Below are 24,547 nucleotides of genomic sequence, written 5' to 3'. Positions count from 1 at the left end.
TTCATATAGAGGAGAAAGATTATGGAACTGGAATCGATGACAGCTCTGGAGCTGGCGGCAAAGATCAGACAGCGGGAAGTCAGCATCCTGGATGGTGTGAAGGAAGTCTTTGACCAGATTGAGAGCAAAGAAGATAAAGTGCATGCATATCTTGATACGTATAAAAAAGAAGCATATGCACGTGCAAAAGAAGTAGAAAAAGGAATTCAGGATGGAACATATACAGGACCGCTGGCCGGTGTTCCGATTGCGGTGAAGGATAATATCTGTATAAAAGGTAAAAAAACGACCTGTGCATCAAAGATACTTGAGAATTTTGTGCCGCAGTATAATGCAGAAGTAATTGATCGTCTGGAAAAAGCAGGGATGATCATTATCGGAAAGACAAACATGGATGAATTCGCAATGGGAAGTACTACAGAGACTTCTGCCTATGGAGTTACAAGAAATCCATGGAATCTGGAACATGTGCCGGGAGGTTCATCCGGCGGTTCCTGTGCTGCTGTAGCGGCTGGAGAAACGTTTATGGCACTTGGGTCTGATACTGGTGGTTCCATCCGTCAGCCAAGTTCTTTCTGCGGTGTGACTGGAATCAAACCGACGTATGGAACCGTATCCCGTTATGGTCTGGTTGCCTATGCTTCTTCACTGGATCAGATCGGGCCGGTGGGAAAAAATGTAGCAGATTGTGCGGCACTTCTGGAAGTGATTTCCGGACATGATCCGAAAGACAGTACATCTCTTGATCGCAAAGATCTCGATTTTTCAAAGAGCATTGAAGAGAAAAAGCTTCTTGGAATGAAATTTGGTGTACCGAAAGAATTTCTTGCCAGGGGCCTTGATCCGGAAGTCAAAGAATCTTTCATGAATACACTGAAAACATTGACAGAACAGGGAGCAATCGTTGAATTTTTCTCTGTAGAGACGATGGAATATATGATTCCGGCATATTACATTATTGCCAGTGCAGAGGCAAGCTCTAATCTGGAACGTTTTGATGGTGTAAAATATGGATATCGTGCAGCTGAATATGAAGGGCTGCATGATATGTACAAAAAGACAAGAACAGAAGGTTTCGGTGAAGAAGTAAAACGTCGTATCATGCTTGGATCGTTTGTCTTAAGCTCCGGTTATTATGATGCATACTATCTGAAAGCACTTCGTACAAAAGCTCTGATTAAGCAGGAGTTTGATCAGGCATTTGAAAAATATGATGTGATCCTGGCTCCGGCTGCTCCATATACAGCACCGAAGATCGGAGAGAGTCTCCAAGATCCACTTGCAATGTATCTTGGCGATATTTATACGGTTGCCGTAAACTTATGCGGCCTTCCAGGAATCACAGTTCCGTGTGGTCAGGATAAGGCCGGAATGCCGATTGGTATTCAGATGATCGGTGACTGTTTTGGAGAACATAAGATTCTCCGTGCAGCAGCTGCTTATGAAGCAGTGAGGGGCGCTTTCCCTGCTCCGGCGAAAGGAGGCAAAAAGGCATGAAACAGTATGAAACAGTCATTGGCCTTGAGGTCCATGTAGAACTTGCGACAAAAACAAAAATTTTCTGCGGATGCTCCACGGAATTCGGGGGAGCACCGAATACACATACCTGTCCGGTCTGCACCGGTATGCCGGGGTCTCTGCCGGTACTGAATAAGAAAGTAGTAGAATTTGCACTCAAAGCAGGAATCGCAGCAAACTGTCAGATCAATCAGTATTGCAAATTTGACAGAAAGAATTATTTCTATCCAGATAACCCGCAGAACTATCAGATTTCTCAGCTGTATCTGCCAATCTGTCATGATGGCTGGGTAGAGATTGAGACATCTGCCGGAAAGAAAAAGGTACGTATCCATGAGATGCATATGGAAGAGGATGCCGGCAAACTGATCCATGATGAATGGGAAGACTGTTCCCTTGTGGATTATAACCGAAGTGGTGTTCCGCTGATCGAAATCGTATCTGAACCAGATATGAGAAGTTCAGAGGAAGTTATTGCCTATCTGGAAAAACTTCGCTGTATGATGCAGTATCTTGGTGTATCTGACTGTAAACTCCAGGAAGGATCTATGCGTGCAGATGTCAACCTTTCTGTGCGCGAGGTAGGAAGTGAAACGTTCGGAACCAGAACTGAGATGAAAAACCTGAACTCTTTCAAAGCAATTGCAAGAGCGATTGAAGGAGAAAGAGAACGTCAGATCGAACTGATCGAAGAGGGCAGAGCTGTTGTACAGGAAACACGTCGCTGGGATGACAACAAAGAATCTTCTCATGCAATGCGTTCCAAAGAAGATGCAAAAGATTATCGTTATTTCCCGGATCCGGATCTTCCGCCAATCCATATCTCCGATGCATGGATTGAAGAGCTGCGTGAATCACAGCCGGAACTTCGTGAAGAAAAACAGCTTCGCTATCAGTCTGAATATGATCTTCCGGCATATGATGCAGGAATCCTTACGGAATCCAGACATCTGTCCATGTTGTTTGAGAAAGTGGCAAAACTTTGCGGCAGCCCGAAAAAAGCAGCAAACTGGTTTATGGGAGAAGTTCTCCGTCTGACCAAGGATAAAGCTCTGGATGTGGAAAAAGTTTCCTTTACACCGGAGCATCTGGCTGATCTGATCCAGATGGTGGAAAAGAAAGAAGTCAGTGCACAGAATGCAAAGAAAGTTTTTGAAAAAGTTTTCGAAGAAGATATTGATCCGGTAAGTTACATTGAGGAACATGGTCTGAAGATCGTTGAAGATACCGGTCTGCTCAATGATACTCTTCAGAAGATCCTGGATGAGAACCCGGGACCACTTGAGGAGCTGCTTGGCGGTAAAGAAAAAGTCTTTGGTTTCTTTGTTGGAAAGATGATGCGCGAACTGAAAGGTAAGGCAAGTCCGGATGCAGTACGCGAGGCACTTGTCAAAGAAGTTGAAAAAAGAAAAAATCAGTAAATTACAGGAGAATAAATATTATGGTAACGGTTAATAAAAATTATCTGAAATTACCAGGCAGTTATCTTTTTTCTACAATTGCAAAAAAAGTAGCTGCCTATCAGGAAGCAAACCCGGATGTTCAGATCGTCCGTCTTGGTATTGGTGATGTCACACAGCCTCTGGCTCCGGCGATCATAGATGCACTCCACAAATCTGTAGATGAGATGGCTCATGCAGAGACATTTCATGGCTATGCACCGGATCTTGGATATGAATTTTTAAGAAGTGCAATCGTAAAAAATGATTATGAGGCACGTGGCTGCCAGATCAGTGCGGATGAAATCTTTGTATCTGACGGTGCAAAGAGTGATTCCGGAAATATTCAGGAAATTTTTGGAACAGAGAACAAAGTTGCAGTCTGCGATCCGGTATATCCTGTATATGTAGATACGAATGTCATGGCAGGACGCACCGGTGATTATAATAAGAAAAACGAAAACTTTGATGGTGTGATCTATATGCCTTGCCTGGAATCAAATGGATTTCTTCCGGAACTGCCTGTAGAGACACCGGATCTGATCTATCTCTGTTTTCCGAATAATCCAAGTGGTGCAGCAATCACAAAAGATAAACTGCAGGAATGGGTAGATTATGCAAATGAAAATGGTTCTGTGATCATTTACGATGCCGCTTATGAAGCATATATTACAGAAGAAAATGTTCCGCACAGTATTTATGAGTGTGAAGGTGCACGCACCTGTGCGATCGAACTGCGCAGCTTTTCCAAAAATGCCGGATTTACAGGTGTTCGCCTTGGATTTACGGTCGTTCCGAAAGATCTGGTAAGAGAAGGCGTTGCACTGCATGATCTGTGGGCAAGACGTCATGGAACAAAATTTAATGGTGCACCATACATCGTACAGCGCGCAGGTGAAGCTGTTTATTCACCAGAAGGAAAAGCACAGCTGAAAGAGCAGGTTGCATATTATATGAGAAATGCCCATACGATCTATAACGGACTTAAAGAGGCTGGATATTCTGTATCCGGTGGCGTAAATGCTCCATATATCTGGCTGAAGACACCAAACAATATGAGTTCCTGGGATTTCTTTGATTATCTTCTTGAAAATGCACATGTAGTAGGAACTCCTGGTTCAGGCTTTGGAGCGCATGGCGAAGGCTTCTTCCGACTGACTGCGTTCGGAAGCTATGAGAATACACAGGAGGCACTTAGAAGAATCAAGGCCTTATAAATTTGTATAAAGAATAGAGCGAAAAAGCTTCAAAAGAGGTGGTTTTTGACAAACTGCCTCTTTTTCGTTGCCATAGAAAAAAATATACCGTATAATCTTAATGCATATATTTTTTATCAAGAACGTAGCCGGATTTTATGAAATACAACCGGATACCGGTCAAAGGAGTTGTAATAGATGTACATAGAAACAACAGAAAAACTGCTTGATTTTATAGAGAAAAGTCCAACAGCATTTCAGGCAGTGGACGAAATGCAGAAGAGATTAACAGAAAATGGATTTGAAGTGCTTTCGGAAAAAGAATACTGGAAGCTGGTTCCGGGAGGAAAATATCTGGTGACCAGAAATAATTCTGCTCTGATTGCTTTCTGTATCCCGGAAAAGGAATCCAGAGTATTTCATATCATGGCGAGTCACAGCGATTCACCATCTTTTAAGATTAAGGAAAATCCGGAAATAAAAGTGGATAACAGTTATGTAAAACTAAATGTGGAAAAATATGGCGGAATGTTGATGGCACCATGGTTTGACCGACCACTTTCGGTTGCTGGAAGAGTGATCATCCGCAGAAATGGCGGACTGAAAGAAAAACTGGTAAATATAAAACGTGACCTGGTAATGATCCCAAATCTTGCAATCCATATGAATCGTGAAGCGAATAATGGAGTGTCTTATAATCCACAGAAAGATCTTCTGCCATTATTTGCAGCGGGAAATACAGATCGGACATTGCTTGAAATCATTGCTGAACAGGTTGGCATCAAAAAGGAAGACATTATCAGTCATGATCTGTTTTTATATAATCGCATGCCGGGAACTGTCTGGGGTGCGGACAGGGAATTTGTTTCATCTGCACGTCTGGATGATCTGCAGTGTGCATTTGCTTCCATGGAAGGATTGCTTCGTGCGCAGAATTATGGATCAATTGCAGTGCATTGTGTGATGGATAATGAGGAAGTCGGAAGCGGAACAAAGCAGGGAGCTGCGTCAACATTCCTGAAAGATACGCTTTTTCGTATCAATATGGGACTTGGAAGAACTTACGAAGAATACCTGATGACACTGGCCGGAAGTTTTATGGTTTCTGCAGATAATGCACATGCACTTCATCCGAACTATACGGATAAGACAGATCCGACCAATCATCCGGTACTGAACAAGGGAATTGTCATTAAATTTAATGCAAACCAGAAATACTGTACAGATGCAGTATCTGCAGCGATATTTAAGGAGCTGTGTACAAAAGCTGGTGTACCATATCAGACCTTTGTGAACCGTTCTGATATTGCAGGGGGATCAACTCTTGGAAATATTTCCAATACGCAGGTTCCGATGAATACGGTGGATATCGGTCTGCCTCAGCTGGCCATGCATTCACCCTATGAGACTGCCGGTGTGAAGGATACTGAATATCTGGTCAGAGCAGCAGAAGAACTTTTTGCGTAAAAGTTTTGGATGAAATATTATGCAGAAGAAATGGCAGAACGAAAAGAAGGACAGAATGATGAGCGATAAAAAAGCAGTTTTTTTTGATGCAGATGGGACAATCTGTGATATAGAAAAAGGAGTACCAGACAGTGCGATAGAATCAATTAAGAAACTGATTGCAAATGGGCATCAAGCATGGCTGTGTACGGGCAGAAGCCGTGCATTTGTGCCGTGGTATCTTGAACGGATTCCATTTACAGGGATGATCAGCGCATGTGGTGCTACGATTGAAAAAGATGGAAAAAGACTTTATAACAATGAAATGACGCCGGAAGTAGCTGAAAAGTCTGTGGAGATTCTTCGAAAATATGGACTGATTCCAGTAATGGAAGGTGCAGATTATATGTATTATGACAAAGATGAATATACCACAGAGGTAAACTGGTATGCGAATCTGATCACAGAAGCTCTTGGACCAAAATGGCGTCCGATCAGAGGCAATGAACACTGTATGCATATCAATAAGATCAGTGCCAAGATGCAGGACGGATGTGATGCGGATCAGGCTTGCAGAGAACTGTCTCCATACTATGATGTGATTCACCATGAAAATAACGCATTTGTCGGAACTACGATTGAACTGGTTCCAAAGGGATGCAATAAAGCAGTCGGAATTGCAGCGGTGTGCAGGAGCTTTGGAATAGAATGGGAAGATACCGTAGTATTTGGAGACAGCAACAATGACCTTTCTATGTTTGAATATGCGTCCACAAAAGTTGCTATGGGTAATGGTTCGCCTAAAATCAGGGAACTGGCAGATTATGTTACAACAGATATGTTTCACTATGGAATTCAAAACGGGCTTACAAAACTTGGACTTATCTGAGCAGTGTAAATACAGTGTACAGTAGAGTTATATAGAGGGAGAGATTATGAAATACGGGAAAATAAGAATAGAGGATGGCAACTTTATTTTTTCCAAACATATGATGATGAATTATCTGCCGTGTAAAGATATCATCTGGGCATACAAACGAAAAGAAGGCGTAGAAGGTGGGGCACAGAAGCAATACAGTACCAGTTCACTGGTGATCATTACAAGAAGAAAGAAAAGATATCAGTTTGAGATGACGGACAGGGAGATACAGAACTGTATACAGCTTATGCGGGCCCTGAATCCTCAGATGGTAACAGGGTTTCCTCAGGGAAGCCGGATTCCGATGCAAAGTCTTCCGAATACCAGAGATTTTGGTGCATTAGAAACAGAGGATGGCAGACATATTCTGCCGAAACGCCTTCTTCGTAGCGGAAGTCTGTATCATATATCTATTACGGATCAAGATATGCTGACACATGAATATCATCTTTCTACGGTTGTGGATTTCAGAACCCGGATGGAATGTCTGGAAAAGCCGGATACTATTATTGAGGGTGTACAATATCATGAGATTCCGATCGTTGATGAGGAAACACTGGGAATTACCAGATCAGGAAGCCCGACAGAACTTCTGAGGAATTTTAAAGAAATTCCTGAAGAATTCATGCTGAAGCAATATGAATCATTGGTTCATGATGAATACAGCATCAAACAGTATGCACGTTTTCTGGATGTACTTCTGCATCAGAATGAGGGAGCTGTGCTCTGGCACTGCAGTGCAGGTAAAGATCGTGTCGGTGTAGGAACCGCTCTTCTTCTCTGCGCATTGGGAGTACCGAAAAAAACGATTTACGAGGATTTTATGAAAACAAACATGTATCTGGATAAAGAAATGGAATATATGATTCGTTTTCTTGAAACCAAAATGATCGTGGACAATCAGGTCATGGATAAGATACGTCTGTTTTACAGAGTCAAGGAAGAGTATCTGGATATCGTATTTGAAACAATAAAAAAAGATTTTGGTTCCATGGATATGTTTATGAAAAAGGCTCTTTATATGAATCCCAAAAACATCGAAGTCTTACGAAAAAAATATCTTGTATAAAAATGCATAAAATGTCAAAAAAATGCAATGTATACAAAATTTTTCGTTGACAAACGATTTAATGTTGCTATAATAAAAAACATGCAAACAATTTTACAATGGAATTGTTTACAAGTTTAAAGTGTTGAAAGCAGGTGCGTTATGCATAAGAGAATTTTGTCCCTGTTAGTAGATAACACTGCAGGTGTACTGAGCCGTATTTCCGGACTGTTTAGCCGCAGAGGTTATAATATTGACAGCCTGACAGTCGGCGTGACTGCGGATGAACGTTATTCCAGAATGACTGTTGTATGCAGTGGTGATTCCATGATTTTGGAACAGATTACCAAACAGCTTGCGAAGCTGGTTGATGTAAGAGACATCAAGGTTCTTGAGCCTGATAACAGTGTGAGCAGAGAACTGGTTCTTGTCAAAGTTGCGGCCAGACCGGAGCAGCGAGAGGGAATCATTTCTATTGCAAATATTTTTCGTGCCAATGTCATTGATGTTGGGAAGACTTCGCTGGTCATTGAGATGACAGGAAGTAAGAGTAAGTTAGGTGCTTTTATTGATCTCCTTGGTGAATATGAGATACTTGAACTTGCAAGAACTGGTATCACAGGACTTTCCAGAGGTGCCAGTGATGTAAAATTCCTGTAGGATATTTTACATACTGTTTTTAGTTTGCTAAGGGGTACAGCCCTTTAACGATAAATATTATTTTACAAATAGCTTAGGAGGAAACAAAGATGGCAAACAGGATTTTTTACCAGGAAGACTGTAATTTAGGATTATTGGATGGTAAGACCATTGCAATTATCGGCTATGGCAGCCAGGGACACGCACATGCACTTAACTTAAAAGAATCAGGCTGCAATGTCATTATTGGTCTGTATGAAGGAAGTAAGTCCTGGAAGAGAGCCGAAGAGCAGGGCTTTAAAGTATATACAGCAGCAGAGGCTGCAAAACAGGCAGATATCATCATGATTCTGATCAATGATGAAAAACAGGCAGATATGTACAAAAAAGACATCGAGCCAAACCTTGAAGAGGGTAACATGCTGATGTTCGCTCATGGTTTCAACATTCATTTTGGATGTATCGTTCCACCAAAGAATGTAGATGTTACTATGATCGCACCAAAGGCACCAGGACATACAGTAAGAAGCGAATATCAGGCTGGAAAAGGAACTCCATGTCTGGTTGCAGTAGAACAGGACTATACAGGAAAAGCGCTTGACAGAGCACTTGCATATGGTCTTGCTATTGGTGGAGCAAGAGCTGGTCTTCTTGAAACAACATTCCGTACAGAAACAGAAACAGACCTCTTCGGTGAGCAGGCAGTTCTCTGTGGTGGTGTTGTTGCACTTATGCAGGCTGGTTTCGAAACTCTTTGCGAAGCTGGATATGACCCGAGAAATGCATATTTCGAATGTATCCATGAAATGAAACTGATCGTAGACCTGATCTATCAGTCTGGATTCAAGGGAATGAGATACTCTATCTCCAACACAGCTGAATACGGTGACTACATCACAGGACCGAAGATCGTTACAGCAGAAACAAAGAAGGCAATGAAACAGATCCTGACAGATATCCAGGATGGTACATTTGCAAAAGACTTCCTGCTTGATATGTCTGACGCTGGAAGACAGGTTCACTTCAAAGCAATGAGAAAACTTGCTTCTGAACATCCGTCAGAAAAAGTTGGTGAAGAAATCCGTAAACTGTACAGCTGGAATGGCGAAGACAAACTGATCAACAACTAAGAAAATTCGTGTAACGAATTTTCGATACTCAAACGTAGTGTAACGGAGTTTGAGGTTCACGTATTAAATACGATTATAGAAACGACATGTTCAATTTTAGTTGGACATGTCGTTTTTTGTTATATCAGATGTGAGATGACTCCCACCTCTGCAGGTGGTGAGCAACAAAATTATATCAGTGGTGGGATTCAATCTCCCATCTGATATAGCCTCCGGCAGGATTGCAGAGATGCACAGAAGAATATGTCATGCATTGCATGACGTGCATCTCGCAGCAAGAATGCCGAGGGCATTCTTGAATTTTCTGTCAGAATATGACGAACGAATTTTATTGACATTTAATGCCACAGAGCATAAGATAAAGGCATCTTAAGACAATCTTTTTATCAATTCATGCAGATCTGCAAACAATCCATTTTAGATTTACAAAATAACACAGGAAAGGAGAAATATGAGAACGGCAGAAAAAGCCGGAAGAATTTTTTTTACACTGATCGGGATATTGGGTGTGATGTTACTGCTTCTTCCACAGATTGGTATTTCTGTTGATTCGATCATGTCAGGGTCAATGGAGCCGGTACTGAGAACAGGAGGAATCGTTTTTACGGATACGAAGGAACGAAGACCGGAAATTGGTGATATTGTTACTTATCAGGTCGGTGAAACCAGAGTGACACACAGAGTGATCCGAAAAGAACACAAAGGATATGTAACAAAAGGTGATGCAAACAATAGGGCAGATCCGACGGTTGTGACTGCGGATCAGATTATAGGTAAAGTGATATTTTCGCTTCCCTGTCTTGGTTATGCAGCAGTATTTGTCAGACAGAGAACGATATTTGGAATACTGACAGTCATGATCTTACAGGAAATGTTTTTCCTGCTTATACAATGGAAAGGAGAGCGCAGCAGAAAAAGCGCAGAAAGAATCTATGAAAAATAACATGAAAAAAATTTTACTTCTGACAGGTGTTTTATGTCTGGCTTCAGTTGGTGGAGTATCCGCATATCTGACAGACTATGATAAGGTTTCCAATCAGTTTACAGTAGGAAAGGTAGATGTGGAACTGACAGAAGATAACTGGAAACCTGATGACCATAAAAAGATAGAGCCGGGAAAGGTAATCAGTAAAGATCCAAGGATTAAAAATACCGGAATTAATGATGCTTATGCATATCTGGAAGTTTCAATACCGACAGCAAATGTGATTGCGGCGGCAGATAATGGAAGCCGGCTAGAAAAAAGAGTACAGGAACTTTTTTCATTTCAGTCAAAAGCCAGCTGGACAAAACTGAATTCACAGAAGGTTGGAAACAAGCAGGTATATGTTTTTGCGTATAATAAAATTCTCAAACCGCAGGAAACAACAGAATCGCTATTTGACACGGTGAAATTCCTGAATATCATTGAAGGACAGCTGGATGGTCAGCAGTTGGAAATTCCGGTAAGAGCTTATGCAATCCAGGCATCCTACACCGGAGGTGATGCTGAGAATGTGGTTGAACAGGCAAGAAGTGCATATCAGAAATATGTAGATCAGAACAAAAACCAGCCGGGACAAGTTACAGAATAATAATGTGGAAAGCAGGTGATAACATATGACAGGCAAAAAAAGAATATTTGCCGGTATGGGGATTTTGCTGGGAGTCCTTGTCGGAGTGCAGGGAACCGCTGCTTATCAGTCTGCATATGATAAGGCTGTAAATATTGTGACACCAGGAAATATTTCATCAGAAATTGGAGAGGACTTTCCGAATCCACCCACGATCGTTCCGGATAAGGATATTGACATAGCCAAGAAAATATGGGTGTCAAACAATCCTTCTGGACAGAACCAGACCGGTACAGACTGTTATGTACGTGTGGCTGTCGGATATTCAAACAGCGATATTGGAAAAGCTGTTACTATGAAAAATACAGATAGCGAAAATTGGATTTACGGAGATGATGGATTTTATTATTATAAAAAGATCCTCAGGGAAGGCGAGTCAACAACACAGCTTTGCACAGGATTTCTTATTGATCATGCCAGAGTTGAAAAAAAATACTGGAAACTGTTGAATGAATTCCAAATACAGGTATATCAGGAATCGGTAGAAGCAAGACCGTTTGATAATTATCAGAAAGCCTGGGAGTATTATACTGGTGAATTATAAAAGGCAGGTGAAAATATGAGAAAATCAGTAAAAATCATAACAGGTTTTCTTTTGACGGCTATCCTTTCGGCAGCGGCGGTATTCGCATCTTTTTCGGACAGGCTTGATGTAGTGAATCATATTTCCGTGGGAGATGTCAGTATATCTATTTCGGAATATGCCAGGAAGGGAAAGGGCGAGGTAAAGTATACGCAGCCATCGGAGGTGGTTCCCGGTCAGACGATATCCAAAATACCGAGAATTAAAAACAATGCACTTCCCTGCTGGATCAGGGCCAGAATCACATATGCCGGGGAAAACGGAAAACTGGAACGCCTGAAAGATGAAAACATTGGAGGAATCTCAGGTGAATGGGTAAAACGTGGAGAATATTATTATTACACGAAAGTATTGAAAAAACAGGAGAGCACAGATCTGTTTCAGAATATTTCAATCCCAGATACCTGGACGGAAGAACATGCAAAACAGAAAATTGCAGTGGATATTCAGGCTGATGCGATTCAGGCTGCTAATTTCAAACCGGATTTCAGTGCAATGTCACCATGGGGAAATCAGGTGATACAGAAATGTGTGCATGAGCAGGATGGTACATTGACCTGTAAAAAAGGCAATACAAAATTATCTGTAGAATTTAATGGAAAAGCACACAAATTGATTGCTGTACCGGATGATTTTTTTACAAACCTGGAATCTGCCATGCCAGGAGATATACTGAAGGATGCTGTTCAGATTGCAAACACAACAGATCAGGAAGCCGAACTCTTTTTTCAGACGAATACGGATGGAAGATCAGAAGAACAGATGAATATGTTGAAAAAAGTTCGTTTTGAAATCAGTCAAAACAAAAAAATTCTTTATAAAGGAACTCTTGATGCTGCTGAACTTGCAAAGGCGAGATCTCTTGGAAAATTTAAAAGCGGGCAGAAAGGAAGGCTGGAGTTTCAGCTTGAAATTCCACGGGAATGGGATAATGCGTATGCATTGAAAAAAACAGATATCACATGGATATTTGCGGTAAAAGAAAATGAAAAAAAAGAATTCTCTTCTTATGAGAGTGTGGGCAGTGAGAGTGCTGGTGGAGCTGCACAAGAAAAAGATATAAAAACACGGAGAAAAAATCCCGTCAGGACAGGAGATGATTCTGAACCGTTGGTACTTCTCATTCTTCTTCTGGGTTCCGGAGCGATCACTTTGTGTATCAGATGCTTTAAAGGAGGAAACGAATCATGAAGAAAAAAATAGCGGGAATCATATTGGCTTCGGTGCTGACATTTTCTGTGATGGCAGGAGTTCAGGCATCTGCAGAAGACAGGCTGTGGGAAAACAGTATGGAGGCAGATGGTGTGGAAGATGATATTTCGCAAAACCAGACAGAAATGAAAGATGGTGATGATTCGACATCTGAAGACAACGAAGAAAATACAGAAAATGAAGGAATTGATTTGTCCGAAAGTGATACAGAAGCTGAGGAAGATCCATCAGAAGCAAAAGAAGAGACAGAAATTTCTTTTGAAGAAGAACAGGAGAACATAGATGCTGAAGTAGAAGAGAATCCAGAACAGGAGCTGGAACTGAATGCTGAAATGGGAGAAGAAGATCTTTTCATGGATAATGAAAAATCAATTGCTACATATGCAGGAAGTGGTATTCCCGTAGAATGGGTAGGACCAAATTACAAAATGCGACCGGAATATGCTTTTACCTATGCTTTTCGAAAAGGAGTTACACAGCTTTCTTATATAAGCAGAAAAAACGACAGCCTGAACAATAAAATACACAACTGGTTTGGAGACAATAAGGGATATACGACAGAATATTGTCAGAGTTTTTATGCCTGCGCAATTGGTAATACAAGTAATACGGATGCCATTACAGCAATCTATAGCAATGTAGGCGAGTATCAGGGACAGATCGTAGATCTGAAAGTGACCGTACCGGCCTGGGGAACCGTGAATAATGACCATGTTGGAAAAGATAAAACAAAGATTACACCATGTGTGCTGTTTTACAAAGACAGAATTGCATTTAATACCATTTCAGTTGGAACAGTAAGATTTCAGTTTGAATTCCTGAAGCATAATACAAGTGTGCAGATTTATCCCAAAGGACATATAACGGCAGTAGATCTGGACAGTGGGCAGGGAATCAGGACATATGACAGTTGGGGCGTTGATCATATATACCTCAGGAGTGGTTATGATTATCTGAGAACAACAGAGGGAACGACAGCAAATGGAAATGCATTTCGTGAGATACGTGGAAAAGCAGATGGAGGAAATATAACTACAGATGATGTGGAGGGCTGGTGTCAGCTGGACTTTAATGGCTCTTTTATTATCAACTGGCTGGCACAGGATTCATGGAAAAACAGTACAGGCGCGCAGAATGCATTTTACCTTTCAACGGGGCAGACGATTGGAAGCTATGAACCGAATCCGGGACCCGAAAAAAGGGTTGGAGATGAAAATGCTTCCTTTGATTCCATGGCAAGGCATACATTCACAGATAATGATCCGGCATATGAGATTACAGAGGGAAAAAACTTTGATTATGTGATCAGACAGCAGCTTCTTCCGGGAAATTACAGCTCTTTTGAATTGAAAGATGTTCTGGATTCCTGCCTGAAATATCGAAGTGCCAGTGTCATGACTGCACTGGGAAATGATGTGACTCGCTTTTTTAATATTGAAAATCGTTCCAATACGATTGTTTTTCGTGCTGATTCTAATTTCCTCAAAACAGACGAAGCATATAACAATGTGACGTATTATTTCAGGATAAAAGTGCAGGCAGGAAGCAACCAGGAAATTGATTCGCATAATCATTATCAGAGATCGAATGAGTTTTATGCGATTGAAAATACGGCATCGAGAACAATTGTTTCAGACAGGATGCAGGACACGCAGAATACAAATCAGTCGTGGGTAAAAGGAAATACAGTGCTTACTGATGGCGAGATCACTGTGACAAAAAGAATCAGGGAAGCAGATATCACATGGGCACACGGAAACCCGGTATTTCGATTCAGAATAACGGGAAAAGATCAGTTGGGAGCAACGCATGTTTATGAAAAATATGTGGAATTTAAACCTGGAAAATATGCAATGGCAGGAGAAGATGCAGTGATGAAATGTTCTTTTGCCGGAATTCAGCCAGGCACATATACGGTCAGTGAGTTGCCGACATTGCGCTATCAGTTTGAGTATATTTTACCGGATACAGCCAATGTGACAGCTTCTGATAAAACAGGAATTGTTTCGATAAGCATGGCGCAGAGAAAAGCTGCGTTAACTTTTAAAAATAAGAAAACAAGGTATGATCGTTACAGTCATACAGATGTAGTTACAAATATAGTTCCGGTATCATGAGAGAGGGGCATCTGCCCTCTCTCAATCTAAAAAATAGTTGCAAAATAAAAAACGGATTGTTATAATAACATCCATCGGGGTATGGCGTAGCTTGGTAGCGCGCACGGCTGGGGGCCGTGAGGTCGCAGGTTCAAATCCTGTTGCCCCGATTGACCCAGAAAGACTGAGACAAAAATTCACTCTTGACAAGGAGCAGTGGACATGTTAGTCTTTAGTCATCGACAAAATATGCAAAATGCTTTGATGAGGAATAGTACATGAGGACCGGAGCACAGAGAACTGTCGGGTGGTGTGAGACAGTAGAAAGAAGTCATGGAACTCGCCTTGGAGCATCTGTCCGAACTCCCGAATATCTGGAAAGTAGGCGCAGACGGTATCCACCGTTATATGGAGAGGATATAAGAATTATACAAAATATTCCGTATCCCATGAGTGTATGAACCGTTCATAAATAAGAGTGGTACCGCGAAGACAGATGTCTTTCGTCTCTTACAGCAGTCTGTAGAGATGAGAGATTTTTTTTTGTTCAGAAACAGAAAACATACAGAGAATTTATATGTTAGAGAAACAGGAGGAAAAAACATGAAAAACGTAACAAAATACCAGAGACAGTATTATATGCCGCCAATGAAATGTATGAAATGGGCAGAGAAGGAATATGTGGGCAAAGCTCCGATCTGGTGCAGCGTAGACCTTCGTGACGGAAACCAGGCACTGGTCATTCCGATGAGTCTGGAACAGAAAATCGAGTTTTTCAAACTTCTTGTAAAAATCGGATTTAAAGAAATTGAGGTAGGTTTTCCGGCAGCTTCTGAAACAGAGTATACATTTGTACGTACACTGATTGAGCAGAATCTTATTCCGGATGATGTAACAATTCAGGTTCTGACACAGGCAAGAGAACACATTATCCGTAAGACTTTTGAGGCGGTCAAAGGTGCACCGAAGGCAATCGTGCATGTCTATAATTCAACATCTGTAGCACAGCGTGAGCAGGTATTCAGAAAATCAAAAGAAGAGATCCTGAAAATTGCTGTCGATGGTGCCAAGCTTCTGAAAGAACTGGCTGATGAAACAGAGGGGAATTTCCAGTTTGAATACAGCCCGGAAAGTTTTACCGGAACAGAACCTGAATATGCATTGGAAGTATGTAATGCAGTTCTTGATGTATGGCAGCCAACACCGGAGAATAAGGCAATCATTAATCTGCCTGTAACTGTAGAACTGTCTATGCCACATGTGTATGCGAGTCAGATTGAATACATGAGTGAGAATATGAAATATCGTGAAAATGTAATTCTTTCTCAGCATCCACATAATGACCGTGGATGTGGCGTTGCAGACTCTGAACTTGGTCTGCTTGCTGGTGCAGACAGAGTAGAAGGTACGCTGTTTGGAAACGGAGAACGTACAGGAAATGTGGATGTAGTGACACTTGCCATGAATATGTTTGCACAGGGAGTTGATCCGGAACTGGATTTCTCTGATATGCCACATATCTGTGAAGTATATGAAGAATGTACCGGAATGAAAGTGGATGAAAGAAGTCCATACAGTGGAGCACTGGTATTTGCGGCATTCTCAGGATCTCACCAGGATGCAATTGCAAAAGGAATGCACTGGAGAGATGAAAAAGATCCGAATCGCTGGACGGTACCATATCTGCCGATTGATCCGACTGATGTTGGAAGAAATTACGATGCAGATGTTATTCGTATCAACAGTCAGTCAGGTAAAGGCGGAGTTGGCTATATCCTGGAAACAAAATACGGCCTGAACCTGCCGCCTAAGATGCGTGAAGCTATGGGGTATGCAGCAAAAGCTGTTTCCGATCACAGCCATAAAGAACTTCATCCGGATGAAATCTTTAATCTGTTTAAAACTACATTTGAGAATGTTGTAGAACCATATAGTATCAATGAGGTGCATTTCCAGCAGAAAGATGGAGGCATTACGACACAGGTAACATCTACCTTTAACGGAAAGACTATTATTACAGAGGCAACCGGAAACGGACGTCTGGATGCGGTCAGCAATGCACTGAAGAAGGCATACGAAATGAAATTTACGCTGGTAACCTATCAGGAGCATGCACTCGAAAAGAGCAGTAGTTCCAAGGCAATCGCATATGTAGGTATCCAGAAACCGGACGGAACACTTTCCTGGGGTGCTGGCGTTGATCCGGATATCATTCGTGCATCCATTGATGCGCTGGTAACTGCAATCAACAACCGATAATCACAATCAGAACAGCCCTTTCCTTTTCAAAAGTTAGTTGTAAAAACTGTTGTTAAGGACAGGGCTTTTTTATGCATGTTTCACAGAATAAATTGTTTCTATGGAAAAATGAAAAAATTTCTGCTAAAATTAGATAACGTATGCCTATACATATTGAAGTTTGGATGAATAAGAAAGGAATCGGTACACAGATGCTAAAGATTAAAAGCTATGTGAAGGTAAAAAGCATTGCAGAAGCGTATGAACTGAATCAGAAAAAAACAGCACTGGTTCTTGGCGGTATGGTCTGGCTGAAGATGGGAAATCGTAATATTTCTACAGCAATCGATCTTTCCGGCCTGGGGTTGGATACAGTGCAGGAAACAGATGATGAGTTTGTGATCGGCTGCATGACACCGTTGAGAGAACTTGAAATAAATAAGAGACTGAATGAGTATACACATGGAGCAGTCAGAGAAAGTCTGCGTCATATAGTTGGCGTACAGTTTCGAAACTGTGCAACAATTGGAGGAAGTATCTGGGGACGGTATGGATTCTCAGATGTACTGACAATGTTTCTGGCAATGGATACATGGGTGGAATTGTATGATGCAGGAAGAATTCCACTGACAGAATTTGTAAACCGCAAAAAAGATAATGATATTCTTGTGAATATCATTGTACGTAAACAGCCGTTGTTTGTCTGTTATATGAGTCAGCGAAATTCAAAGACGGATTTTCCGGTACTGACTTGTACGGCGTCGCTGATCGGCGAGGAAGCGAGAACTGTTATTGGCGCAAGACCGGCACGTGCGGTTGTTGTGGAAGATAAGGAAAGTATCCTTAAAAATTTCAAGCATATGACCAACAAACAGCGCAGAGAAGCGATTGAAAAGTTTGCTGAATATGCGGCAGAACATGTGACTACGGCAGGTAATATGCGGGCTTCCGCAGAATACAGGACTCTTCTGGTAAAGGTATTGATAAGAAGAACCTGGGAAGCAGTAGGAGGAATGAAGAATGAATATTAGTTTCTGGCTGAACGGAGTTTACCGACAGGAAGAAATTGAGCCTGGAATGTTGCTGATTGATTTTTTGAGAGAAAAAGGATGTTACAGCGTCAAAAGAGGCTGTGAAACTGCAAATTGTGGACTTTGTACAGTGCTGGTTGAAGACAGACCGATTCTTTCATGTTCCACATTGGCTGCTCGTATTGATGGGAAAAAAGTAGTGACGATGGAAGGAATGCAGAGAGAAGCACAGGAATTCGGGAGCTTTCTTGCAAATGAGGGCGCAGAACAGTGTGGCTTCTGTAATCCTGGATTTATTATGAATGTATTTGCCATGCTCCATGAGATCAAAGAGCCGACGGAAGAACAGATTAAGGAATATCTTGCCGGAAATCTGTGCAGATGTTCCGGGTTTGTTTCTCAGACAACAAGTATCCTCAAGTTTTTAAAATATAAAAAAGCACAGGAGGACGCATAAAAATGAAATATGTAAATCAGCCTGTACGTAAAACAGACGCAATGTCGCTGGTGACAGGAAAACCAGTTTATACGGATGATCTGGCACCAAAGGACTGCCTGATCGTTAAGATATTAAGAAGTCCGCATGCAAATGCATGGGTAGAAGAGATCAAGACTGGAAATGCAGAAAAAGTTGCAGGTATCGCATGTGTTCTTACTTATAAAGATGTTCCACAGAAGCGTTTTACTCTGGCAGGACAAACTGCACCGGAAATGAGTCCGGATGATCGTCTGATTCTGGATCGTCATGTTCGATTTATCGGAGATGCGGTTGCAATTGTAGCAGGAGAGACAGAAGATGCAGTAGACAAAGCATTAAAAAGAATTAAGGTACAATATCGAGTGGAAGCACCAGTATTGGATATGCATAAAGCAAAAGATAATCCGATTCTTGTACATCCGGAAGAAGACTGGAAACTAAAGATTCCGCTTGGTGGAGACCATAAGAGAAATCTGTGTGCAACTGCACTGGAAGAGCATGGAGATGTGGACAAGGTGCTCAGCGAATGCAAATACACAGTAGAACATACTTATCATACCAGAGCGAACCAGCAGACTATGATGGAAACCTTCCGTACAGCCTGTTATATGGATCATTTTGGAAGACTGATCGTACTTTCTTCTACGCAGATTCCTTTCCACGTAAGACGAATTGTTGGAAGAGCACTGGATATTCCGGCTTCCAAAGTGCGTGTTATCAAACCACGAATTGGTGGAGGATTTGGAGCAAAACAGACTTCCGTCAGTGAAATTTATCCGGCAATTGTTACATGGAAGACCGGTCGTCCGTCCAAGATAATCTTTTCCAGGTATGAATCTATGATCTGCTCCTCACCACGCCATGAAATGGAAATTACCGTGCGTGCAGGTGCAGATGAAAATGGTATCATTAGAGCAATTGATGTCTATACGTTGTCTAATACGGGGGCTTATGGTGAACACAGTTCTACTACAGTGGGACTGAGCGGACACAAATCAATTGGCCTTTACAGACACACAGAAGCTTATCGTTTTGCATTTGATGTTGTTTATACGAATGTGCAGGCAGCAGGGGCTTATCGTGGATATGGTGCAACGCAGGGGATTTTTGCTGTTGAATCTGCAGTAAATGAGCTGGCTCACAAAATGGGAATGGATCCGGTAAGAATCAAGGAATTAAACATGCCAGTTGAAGGTGGACCGCTTCCGGGTTATTCGGATGTACCTTATGCACAGAGTTGTACGATGGATAAATGTATGGCCAGAGCAAAAGAAATGATGGACTGGGATTCTAAGTATCCATTCCGTGATATGGGAAATGGTAAAGTCCGTGGAGTCGGAGTGGCAATGGCCATGCAGGGATCTTCTATTGCCGGTGTTGATGTTGGTGGTGCAGATATCAAATTGAACGAGGATGGTTCATATACTCTTGCACTTGGATGTACGGATATGGGAACTGGCTGTGATACGATCATGGCGCAGATCGCGGCTGACTGTCTGGAAACTCCGATGGAAAACATTGTTGTATTCAGTGTAGATACTGATATTTCACCATATGATTCAGGATCTTATGCATCCTCCACTACTTATACGACAGGTGTGGCAGTCATGAAAGCCTGCAAAGAGCTTCGAGGTAAAATATGTGAAGTTGGTGCACAGATGTTGGGAACAGATGTAGATAAGGTTGCGTTTGACGGTTCGTATGTATTTGTGGATGAGGATGAGGAAGAAGAGAAAAAAGTTTCTCTGGAACAGGTGGCGTTGAAAGGCACCTTCTTTAATAATATTGAACTGCAGGTGGTCAAACAGCATTCTTCACCGTTGTCACCGCCGCCGTTTATGGTTGGCATGGCAGAAGTTGAGGTGGATACGGAGACAGGTGAGGTAGATGTGCTGGATTACGTGGCAGTTGTTGACTGTGGTACCCCAATTAATCCAAATCTGGCACGTGTACAGACAGAAGGTGGTATTGCGCAGGGAATCGGTATGGCCCTTTTTGAAGACGTACAGTATACCGATAAAGGAAAAATCCGAAATAACTCCTTTATGCAGTATAAGATTCCAACCAGAATGGACATCGGAAAGATTCGGGTGGATTTTGAAAGCAGTTATGAAGAGAGTGGGCCGTTTGGAGCAAAATCTATCGGAGAACTTGTGATCGATACACCATGTCCGGCGCTTGCAGAAGCTATTTATAATGCAACCGGAGTACGGGTTCGAGAACTTCCGATCACACCTGAAAAAATAGCGATGGGAATTTTGAAAAAGAAAGGAACCAACGAAAATTCATGACAAATATGATAATGGGAACCCTGCTGGCGGTGGGATATCTTGTTATGTTCTGGCTGTTTGGAGCACTGGTCCCAGAAAAGTTCCAGTCAGGGAAATTCCCGGTTATGTGTATTAACGGATTTTTGCTTTATTATACTCTGTTTGAAATTGTGGCATTTCCAATGAAATATCTGTGCTGTTCGCTGAAACAGTTGACGGTAATCTGGGGATGCCTGCTGATCCTTCTCTTTTTCTTTGTAATATGGAAAAGACGGAGAGTTCTGGCAGACAGTGTCAGGACAATACCGGGCAGTACGCAAAAGAATATATCCGTGCTTATTCTGTTGCTGACAGCAGTAGGCCTCGCAGTGTTGCTTGGATTTAATACCAATACACTGTCAACGTATGATTCAAACAATTATATTGGACTGCCGGTAGCATCCGTGTATTCTAATACACTGGACAGAGTGGCACCTTATTCAGGAACTCTGTTGGAGGCACCGGAACAGTTCTATATTATGAATACAGATACGTTGCAGAGTGCAATTGTTTATCAGGTACTGAATATTCATCCACTTATGGAACGTAAATGGAGCTTTACGATTGCGATGGTGATTCTTTTTGAGATGGGACTGTACCAGTGTGCCAATGGATTTTTTAAGAAAAAGGAAGCAGAAAAAACAGTGTTTGTGATACTGGCAGATCTGGTGCTTTTGTTTTCGTACAGTCTTGGTGGGGTTTCTCAGTATTTTGCATATCGAACCTATGAAGGAAAAGCAATCATTGCATATCTGTATATGACTGTGATTTTTGGATTCTGTCTGGCAATATACAGAAAGGAGACGAGTCTGTGGCCATGGTGCGGACTGTTTCTGTGTGGAACAGGTGGAATTGCGTTCAGTAATTCTGCGCTGTTTATTGTGCCATGCATGATCGGAGCTACATTATTTCCGTATGTTTTATGTGATGGAATACTGAAAAGACAGTGGCATCTGCTGAAAAGATATATAATTGTGTTGCTGCCGTCAGCATTTTGGATGCTGCTCAGCCATTTGGTATAAAAGGAGGAAGAATGATTGGAAAATTTAAATGAAACAATACAATTTCTGATACAGTCCCTCCAGACCTATACGGGAAACAATCCGATTTGGATCCTTTATCCGGTGGCGCTGATCCTAATCTGGTTTCTTGGAAAAAAAGGAGATCGAAAATTATTTATCGGTGTTTTTGTAACAGAATGTCTTACGATCTTTAATCCGTTTGTTGTGAAAGTCCTTCTGGATGTATTTGGATTTGGAACACGTTTTGTCAGATTTCTGTGGATCATTGTCTTCTTTATTACAATAGGTTATGCTCTGACTTTACTCATTTTTGCATCTGCAAAAACATGGCTACGGATTTTGACAGGTGGAATCTGTCTTGCATTGATCGTAACATTGGGAATTCCTGTTTTCAAGGGAGCAGAAGATTTTCCATATAAAAAGGCAACCAATGCGTATTTTATTGGACAGGAGATCCTGGATCTTTCCAGTATTATGCACAGTGAAGGAATTGAGCAGCCAAGAATACTGAGCGATGGACTGCTTCTTGTTTACAGACAGTATGATCCAGATGTGAGATCTTATGTGAGTCGTCGTATACTTCAGAAGATTGAAAAAACTTCCGAAGAAAAATTTATGAAGAAGAAAAAGATCAAAGATTGGATGAAAAAGATTGTAGCAGTCTATTATTATCATGATTATTCTCTTCCGGCAGAAGAATTTCAGAGTTTGGTCAGAGGAAGTAAAGTGGATTATATTATATCCGCAACGCCGGAGCTGGATGAGTATCTGTCGGGGACGACTATGTATGTGCTTGGACAGACCGAAAACTACCGTGTCTGGAAAGTAGTATAAATCGTAGTATTAAAACAAAAATGTATATATTCTGAATTAATAGTTGAAAAAGTAGGAATAATTCAAAAACTTTACAAATACTCAAATATGTGCTATATTATAAAAAGCTTTAGGAAAAGCTTGCACCTGTAGCTCAGTGGATAGAGCAGTGGTTTCCGGTACCATGTGCGGGGGTTCGATTCCCTTCAGGTGTGTTGCACGAGGTAATGGGTCTGCCTCGGTGCGTTGTAAGTTACTGTGAACAAAGTGAACAGTAATAATTAAGGAGGACAAGAACTTGGATAATTTCAGGGAATGGTTATCAGATAACCTTCGCTATTTTATGCTTGGCGGAGTGATTTTGATAATCGTAGCTGTATTGTTCTTTAGCATACGTGCTTGTACCGGAAGTGGAAAGGGGACTTCGGACGGAGAACAAACTACAGCACAGGACAACAGCCAGGGAAATGATCCTTCTTCTCCGGAAGATGATGGGGAGACAAACGACGGGAAGAAAGAAGAAGACACGAATCCCTTGGAGGATGGCAGTGAAGAAGTTACTGCACTTATGAACAGCTACTACAAGGCTTTAGGGGAAAAAGATATTACGACATTAAGAACACTGGTAAATAATCTGACACCTTCTGATGAATCCAGAATCACAAATGCAAAGGATTATATTGAAGGATATCAAGTCAGCAAAGTGTATATGAAGAAAGGGATGGACGACAATTCGTATGTTGTATATACGAAAGGAAGTTTCATCTGTAAGGGGATTGATACACCGGCACCGTCTCTTTGGAGTTCTTATGTTGTAAAAGACAGCGATGGTACCTATAGAATTTTGGGTGACCTTGAACAGAACACAACAGTTTCCACTTATATGGATTCGCTGAAATCTGATGAAGATGTAAAGAAGCTTACAGCTGAGGTGCAGGCGGAATATGAGCAGGCACAGAAGGATGACACAGCTCTTGCACAGTTCCTTGACGGACTGGGTGAAGAAGCAGATACTTCTTCTTCTGAGACGAGTGCAGACGGCACAATGCTGACAGTTACAGAAGGGTGTAATGTCAGAGCTGAAGCAAATAGTGACAGTGAAATTATTGGTGGTCTTGACGAAGGGGATCAGGTTCAGAAAATGGGACAGGAAGGTGACTGGATCCAGATTGAATATGATGGTCAGACCGGATATGTATACAGTGGATTGCTTCAGTAAAATATTTAGACAGAATAAAAGACACGGGATGGATCCTGTGTCTTTTTCAATGCTTATTTTTTTAGAGAACCGTCTGCCTGTAGTTCATAATTTTGATCATCTACTGTGATCGTTCCGGTCTGCATGATACCATCCAGATCCATGTAATAACGTTTGCCATTATCATCCACCCATCCGGTCTGCATGATACCATCTTTATCAAAGAAATAATGTTTGCCGTCAGTATCGATCAGCCAGCCTGTGTAAGGAACACCGTCAACCATAAACATCCAGTTGCTGCCGCTTGAAGTCCAGACTCCAAGGCTTGCCTCCGGGGATGTCTCATCTTGTGATATGGATTCAGAAGGAGAGACAGAAGGCTCGACCGTAATGGTCGGTGTAGCAGAAATGCTGACGTTTGCCTTTGGTTTCTGGGTAAGAACAGGCGTTGGTGTGACCTTGGATTTTTTTATTACAGAGGAATGTCTGGCAGGAATTTTGTAATTCGGATCAAAAGAAGTTCGACGGAATAAAAATCCTGCAGACAGACACAATAAAATCGCAATCAGAAGCAGCAGGGGATTCAGGTGTCGTTTCTTATCAGACATAATTTCCCTCC

The 24,547-nt window shown here is 41.7% G+C and carries 21 protein-coding genes, 2 tRNA genes and 1 other annotated feature; of the genes, 22 read left to right on the top strand and 1 reads right to left on the bottom strand.

What is annotated here, in order from left to right; translation table 11 throughout:
* The first annotated feature begins 21 nt into the window (after nucleotides 1-21).
* The 22 genes from gatA to LI112_RS09485 all read left to right on the top strand — a co-directional run bounded on the left by gatA (nucleotide 22) and on the right by LI112_RS09485 (nucleotide 23,949).
* Complete coding sequence (gene gatA, locus LI112_RS09590; RefSeq protein ID WP_227190632.1) at nucleotides 22-1,497, top strand: Asp-tRNA(Asn)/Glu-tRNA(Gln) amidotransferase subunit GatA; 1,476 nt, start codon at nucleotides 22-24, stop codon at nucleotides 1,495-1,497.
* On the top strand, nucleotides 1,494-2,939 hold the full coding sequence (gene gatB / locus LI112_RS09585; protein WP_055065552.1) for an Asp-tRNA(Asn)/Glu-tRNA(Gln) amidotransferase subunit GatB: 1,446 nt from the start codon (nucleotides 1,494-1,496) through the stop codon (nucleotides 2,937-2,939). The genes gatA and gatB overlap by 4 nt, the downstream gene beginning before the upstream one ends.
* 20 nt (nucleotides 2,940-2,959) lie before the next feature.
* Entirely contained in the window at nucleotides 2,960-4,174 is a 1,215-nt protein-coding gene (locus LI112_RS09580) for an LL-diaminopimelate aminotransferase (RefSeq protein WP_055056737.1), read from the top strand.
* A 177-nt stretch (nucleotides 4,175-4,351) separates the two neighbouring features.
* Nucleotides 4,352-5,620, top strand: a complete 1,269-nt coding sequence (locus LI112_RS09575; protein ID WP_138344070.1) for a M18 family aminopeptidase — start codon at nucleotides 4,352-4,354, stop codon at nucleotides 5,618-5,620.
* A gap of 19 nt (nucleotides 5,621-5,639) precedes the next feature.
* The gene (locus LI112_RS09570; protein WP_227190631.1) at nucleotides 5,640-6,488 is read left to right on the top strand and encodes a Cof-type HAD-IIB family hydrolase; all 849 of its coding nucleotides are present in this window, start codon (nucleotides 5,640-5,642) and stop codon (nucleotides 6,486-6,488) included.
* Between the two features lie 46 nt (nucleotides 6,489-6,534).
* Nucleotides 6,535-7,587 carry a tyrosine-protein phosphatase gene (locus tag LI112_RS09565; RefSeq protein ID WP_227190630.1) on the top strand — a complete coding sequence of 351 codons (1,053 nt, stop codon included), beginning with the start codon at nucleotides 6,535-6,537 and terminating at the stop codon, nucleotides 7,585-7,587.
* Between the two features lie 141 nt (nucleotides 7,588-7,728).
* Entirely contained in the window at nucleotides 7,729-8,226 is a 498-nt protein-coding gene (gene ilvN, locus LI112_RS09560; protein ID WP_055065555.1) for an acetolactate synthase small subunit, read from the top strand.
* An 89-nt stretch (nucleotides 8,227-8,315) separates the two neighbouring features.
* Nucleotides 8,316-9,335 carry a ketol-acid reductoisomerase gene (gene ilvC / locus LI112_RS09555; protein ID WP_005426401.1) on the top strand — a complete coding sequence of 340 codons (1,020 nt, stop codon included), beginning with the start codon at nucleotides 8,316-8,318 and terminating at the stop codon, nucleotides 9,333-9,335.
* 451 nt (nucleotides 9,336-9,786) lie between these two features.
* Complete coding sequence (locus LI112_RS09550; RefSeq protein WP_173904184.1) at nucleotides 9,787-10,278, top strand: signal peptidase I; 492 nt, start codon at nucleotides 9,787-9,789, stop codon at nucleotides 10,276-10,278.
* Between the two features lies 1 nt (nucleotide 10,279).
* Nucleotides 10,280-10,909, top strand: coding sequence for a TasA family protein (locus LI112_RS09545; RefSeq protein WP_227190629.1), 630 nt, complete (start codon nucleotides 10,280-10,282; stop codon nucleotides 10,907-10,909).
* A gap of 25 nt (nucleotides 10,910-10,934) precedes the next feature.
* The gene (locus LI112_RS09540) at nucleotides 10,935-11,492 is read left to right on the top strand and encodes a hypothetical protein (protein WP_227190628.1); all 558 of its coding nucleotides are present in this window, start codon (nucleotides 10,935-10,937) and stop codon (nucleotides 11,490-11,492) included.
* Between the two features lie 15 nt (nucleotides 11,493-11,507).
* Entirely contained in the window at nucleotides 11,508-12,722 is a 1,215-nt protein-coding gene (locus tag LI112_RS09535) for a hypothetical protein (protein ID WP_005425586.1), read from the top strand.
* The gene (locus tag LI112_RS09530) at nucleotides 12,719-14,860 is read left to right on the top strand and encodes an isopeptide-forming domain-containing fimbrial protein (RefSeq protein ID WP_227190627.1); all 2,142 of its coding nucleotides are present in this window, start codon (nucleotides 12,719-12,721) and stop codon (nucleotides 14,858-14,860) included. The genes LI112_RS09535 and LI112_RS09530 overlap by 4 nt, the downstream gene beginning before the upstream one ends.
* 75 nt (nucleotides 14,861-14,935) lie before the next feature.
* Nucleotides 14,936-15,009, top strand: a tRNA-Pro gene (locus LI112_RS09525).
* 82 nt (nucleotides 15,010-15,091) lie between these two features.
* Nucleotides 15,092-15,353: a binding site (T-box leader), on the top strand.
* Nucleotides 15,354-15,442: 89 nt separating this feature from the next.
* Nucleotides 15,443-17,098: a 2-isopropylmalate synthase gene (locus tag LI112_RS09520; RefSeq protein WP_227190626.1), complete on the top strand. Its 1,656-nt coding sequence runs from the start codon at nucleotides 15,443-15,445 to the stop codon at nucleotides 17,096-17,098.
* Nucleotides 17,099-17,289: 191 nt separating this feature from the next.
* On the top strand, nucleotides 17,290-18,108 hold the full coding sequence (locus LI112_RS09515; protein WP_195967253.1) for a xanthine dehydrogenase family protein subunit M: 819 nt from the start codon (nucleotides 17,290-17,292) through the stop codon (nucleotides 18,106-18,108).
* Nucleotides 18,098-18,565, top strand: coding sequence for a (2Fe-2S)-binding protein (locus tag LI112_RS09510; RefSeq protein ID WP_005425595.1), 468 nt, complete (start codon nucleotides 18,098-18,100; stop codon nucleotides 18,563-18,565). Before LI112_RS09515 ends, LI112_RS09510 begins: the two co-directional genes overlap by 11 nt.
* A 2-nt stretch (nucleotides 18,566-18,567) precedes the next feature.
* Complete coding sequence (locus LI112_RS09505; protein WP_227190625.1) at nucleotides 18,568-20,877, top strand: xanthine dehydrogenase family protein molybdopterin-binding subunit; 2,310 nt, start codon at nucleotides 18,568-18,570, stop codon at nucleotides 20,875-20,877.
* Nucleotides 20,874-21,917, top strand: coding sequence for a DUF6077 domain-containing protein (locus LI112_RS09500; RefSeq protein ID WP_227190624.1), 1,044 nt, complete (start codon nucleotides 20,874-20,876; stop codon nucleotides 21,915-21,917). Before LI112_RS09505 ends, LI112_RS09500 begins: the two co-directional genes overlap by 4 nt.
* A 15-nt stretch (nucleotides 21,918-21,932) precedes the next feature.
* Nucleotides 21,933-22,751 (top strand): hypothetical protein, encoded by an 819-nt coding sequence (locus LI112_RS09495; protein ID WP_227190623.1) that lies wholly within the window; start codon nucleotides 21,933-21,935, stop codon nucleotides 22,749-22,751.
* A gap of 122 nt (nucleotides 22,752-22,873) precedes the next feature.
* Nucleotides 22,874-22,945 (top strand) — tRNA-Arg (locus LI112_RS09490).
* 83 nt (nucleotides 22,946-23,028) lie between these two features.
* The gene (locus tag LI112_RS09485; RefSeq protein ID WP_227190622.1) at nucleotides 23,029-23,949 is read left to right on the top strand and encodes an SH3 domain-containing protein; all 921 of its coding nucleotides are present in this window, start codon (nucleotides 23,029-23,031) and stop codon (nucleotides 23,947-23,949) included.
* A gap of 53 nt (nucleotides 23,950-24,002) precedes the next feature.
* Here LI112_RS09485 and LI112_RS09480 read toward each other — a convergent pair whose 3' ends face one another.
* A complete protein-coding gene (locus LI112_RS09480) occupies nucleotides 24,003-24,536 on the bottom strand; it encodes an N-acetylmuramoyl-L-alanine amidase family protein (RefSeq protein ID WP_117628508.1) in 534 nt (177 codons plus the stop codon).
* Nucleotides 24,537-24,547 lie beyond the last annotated feature (11 nt).

Source organism: Blautia sp. 210820-DFI.6.14, from assembly GCF_020558815.1.
GTDB classification, from domain to species: Bacteria; Bacillota; Clostridia; order Lachnospirales; family Lachnospiraceae; genus Blautia_A; species Blautia_A obeum.
Note: the sequence above shows the minus strand (reverse complement) of the source record. Positions and strands in the feature narration are given on the sequence as shown.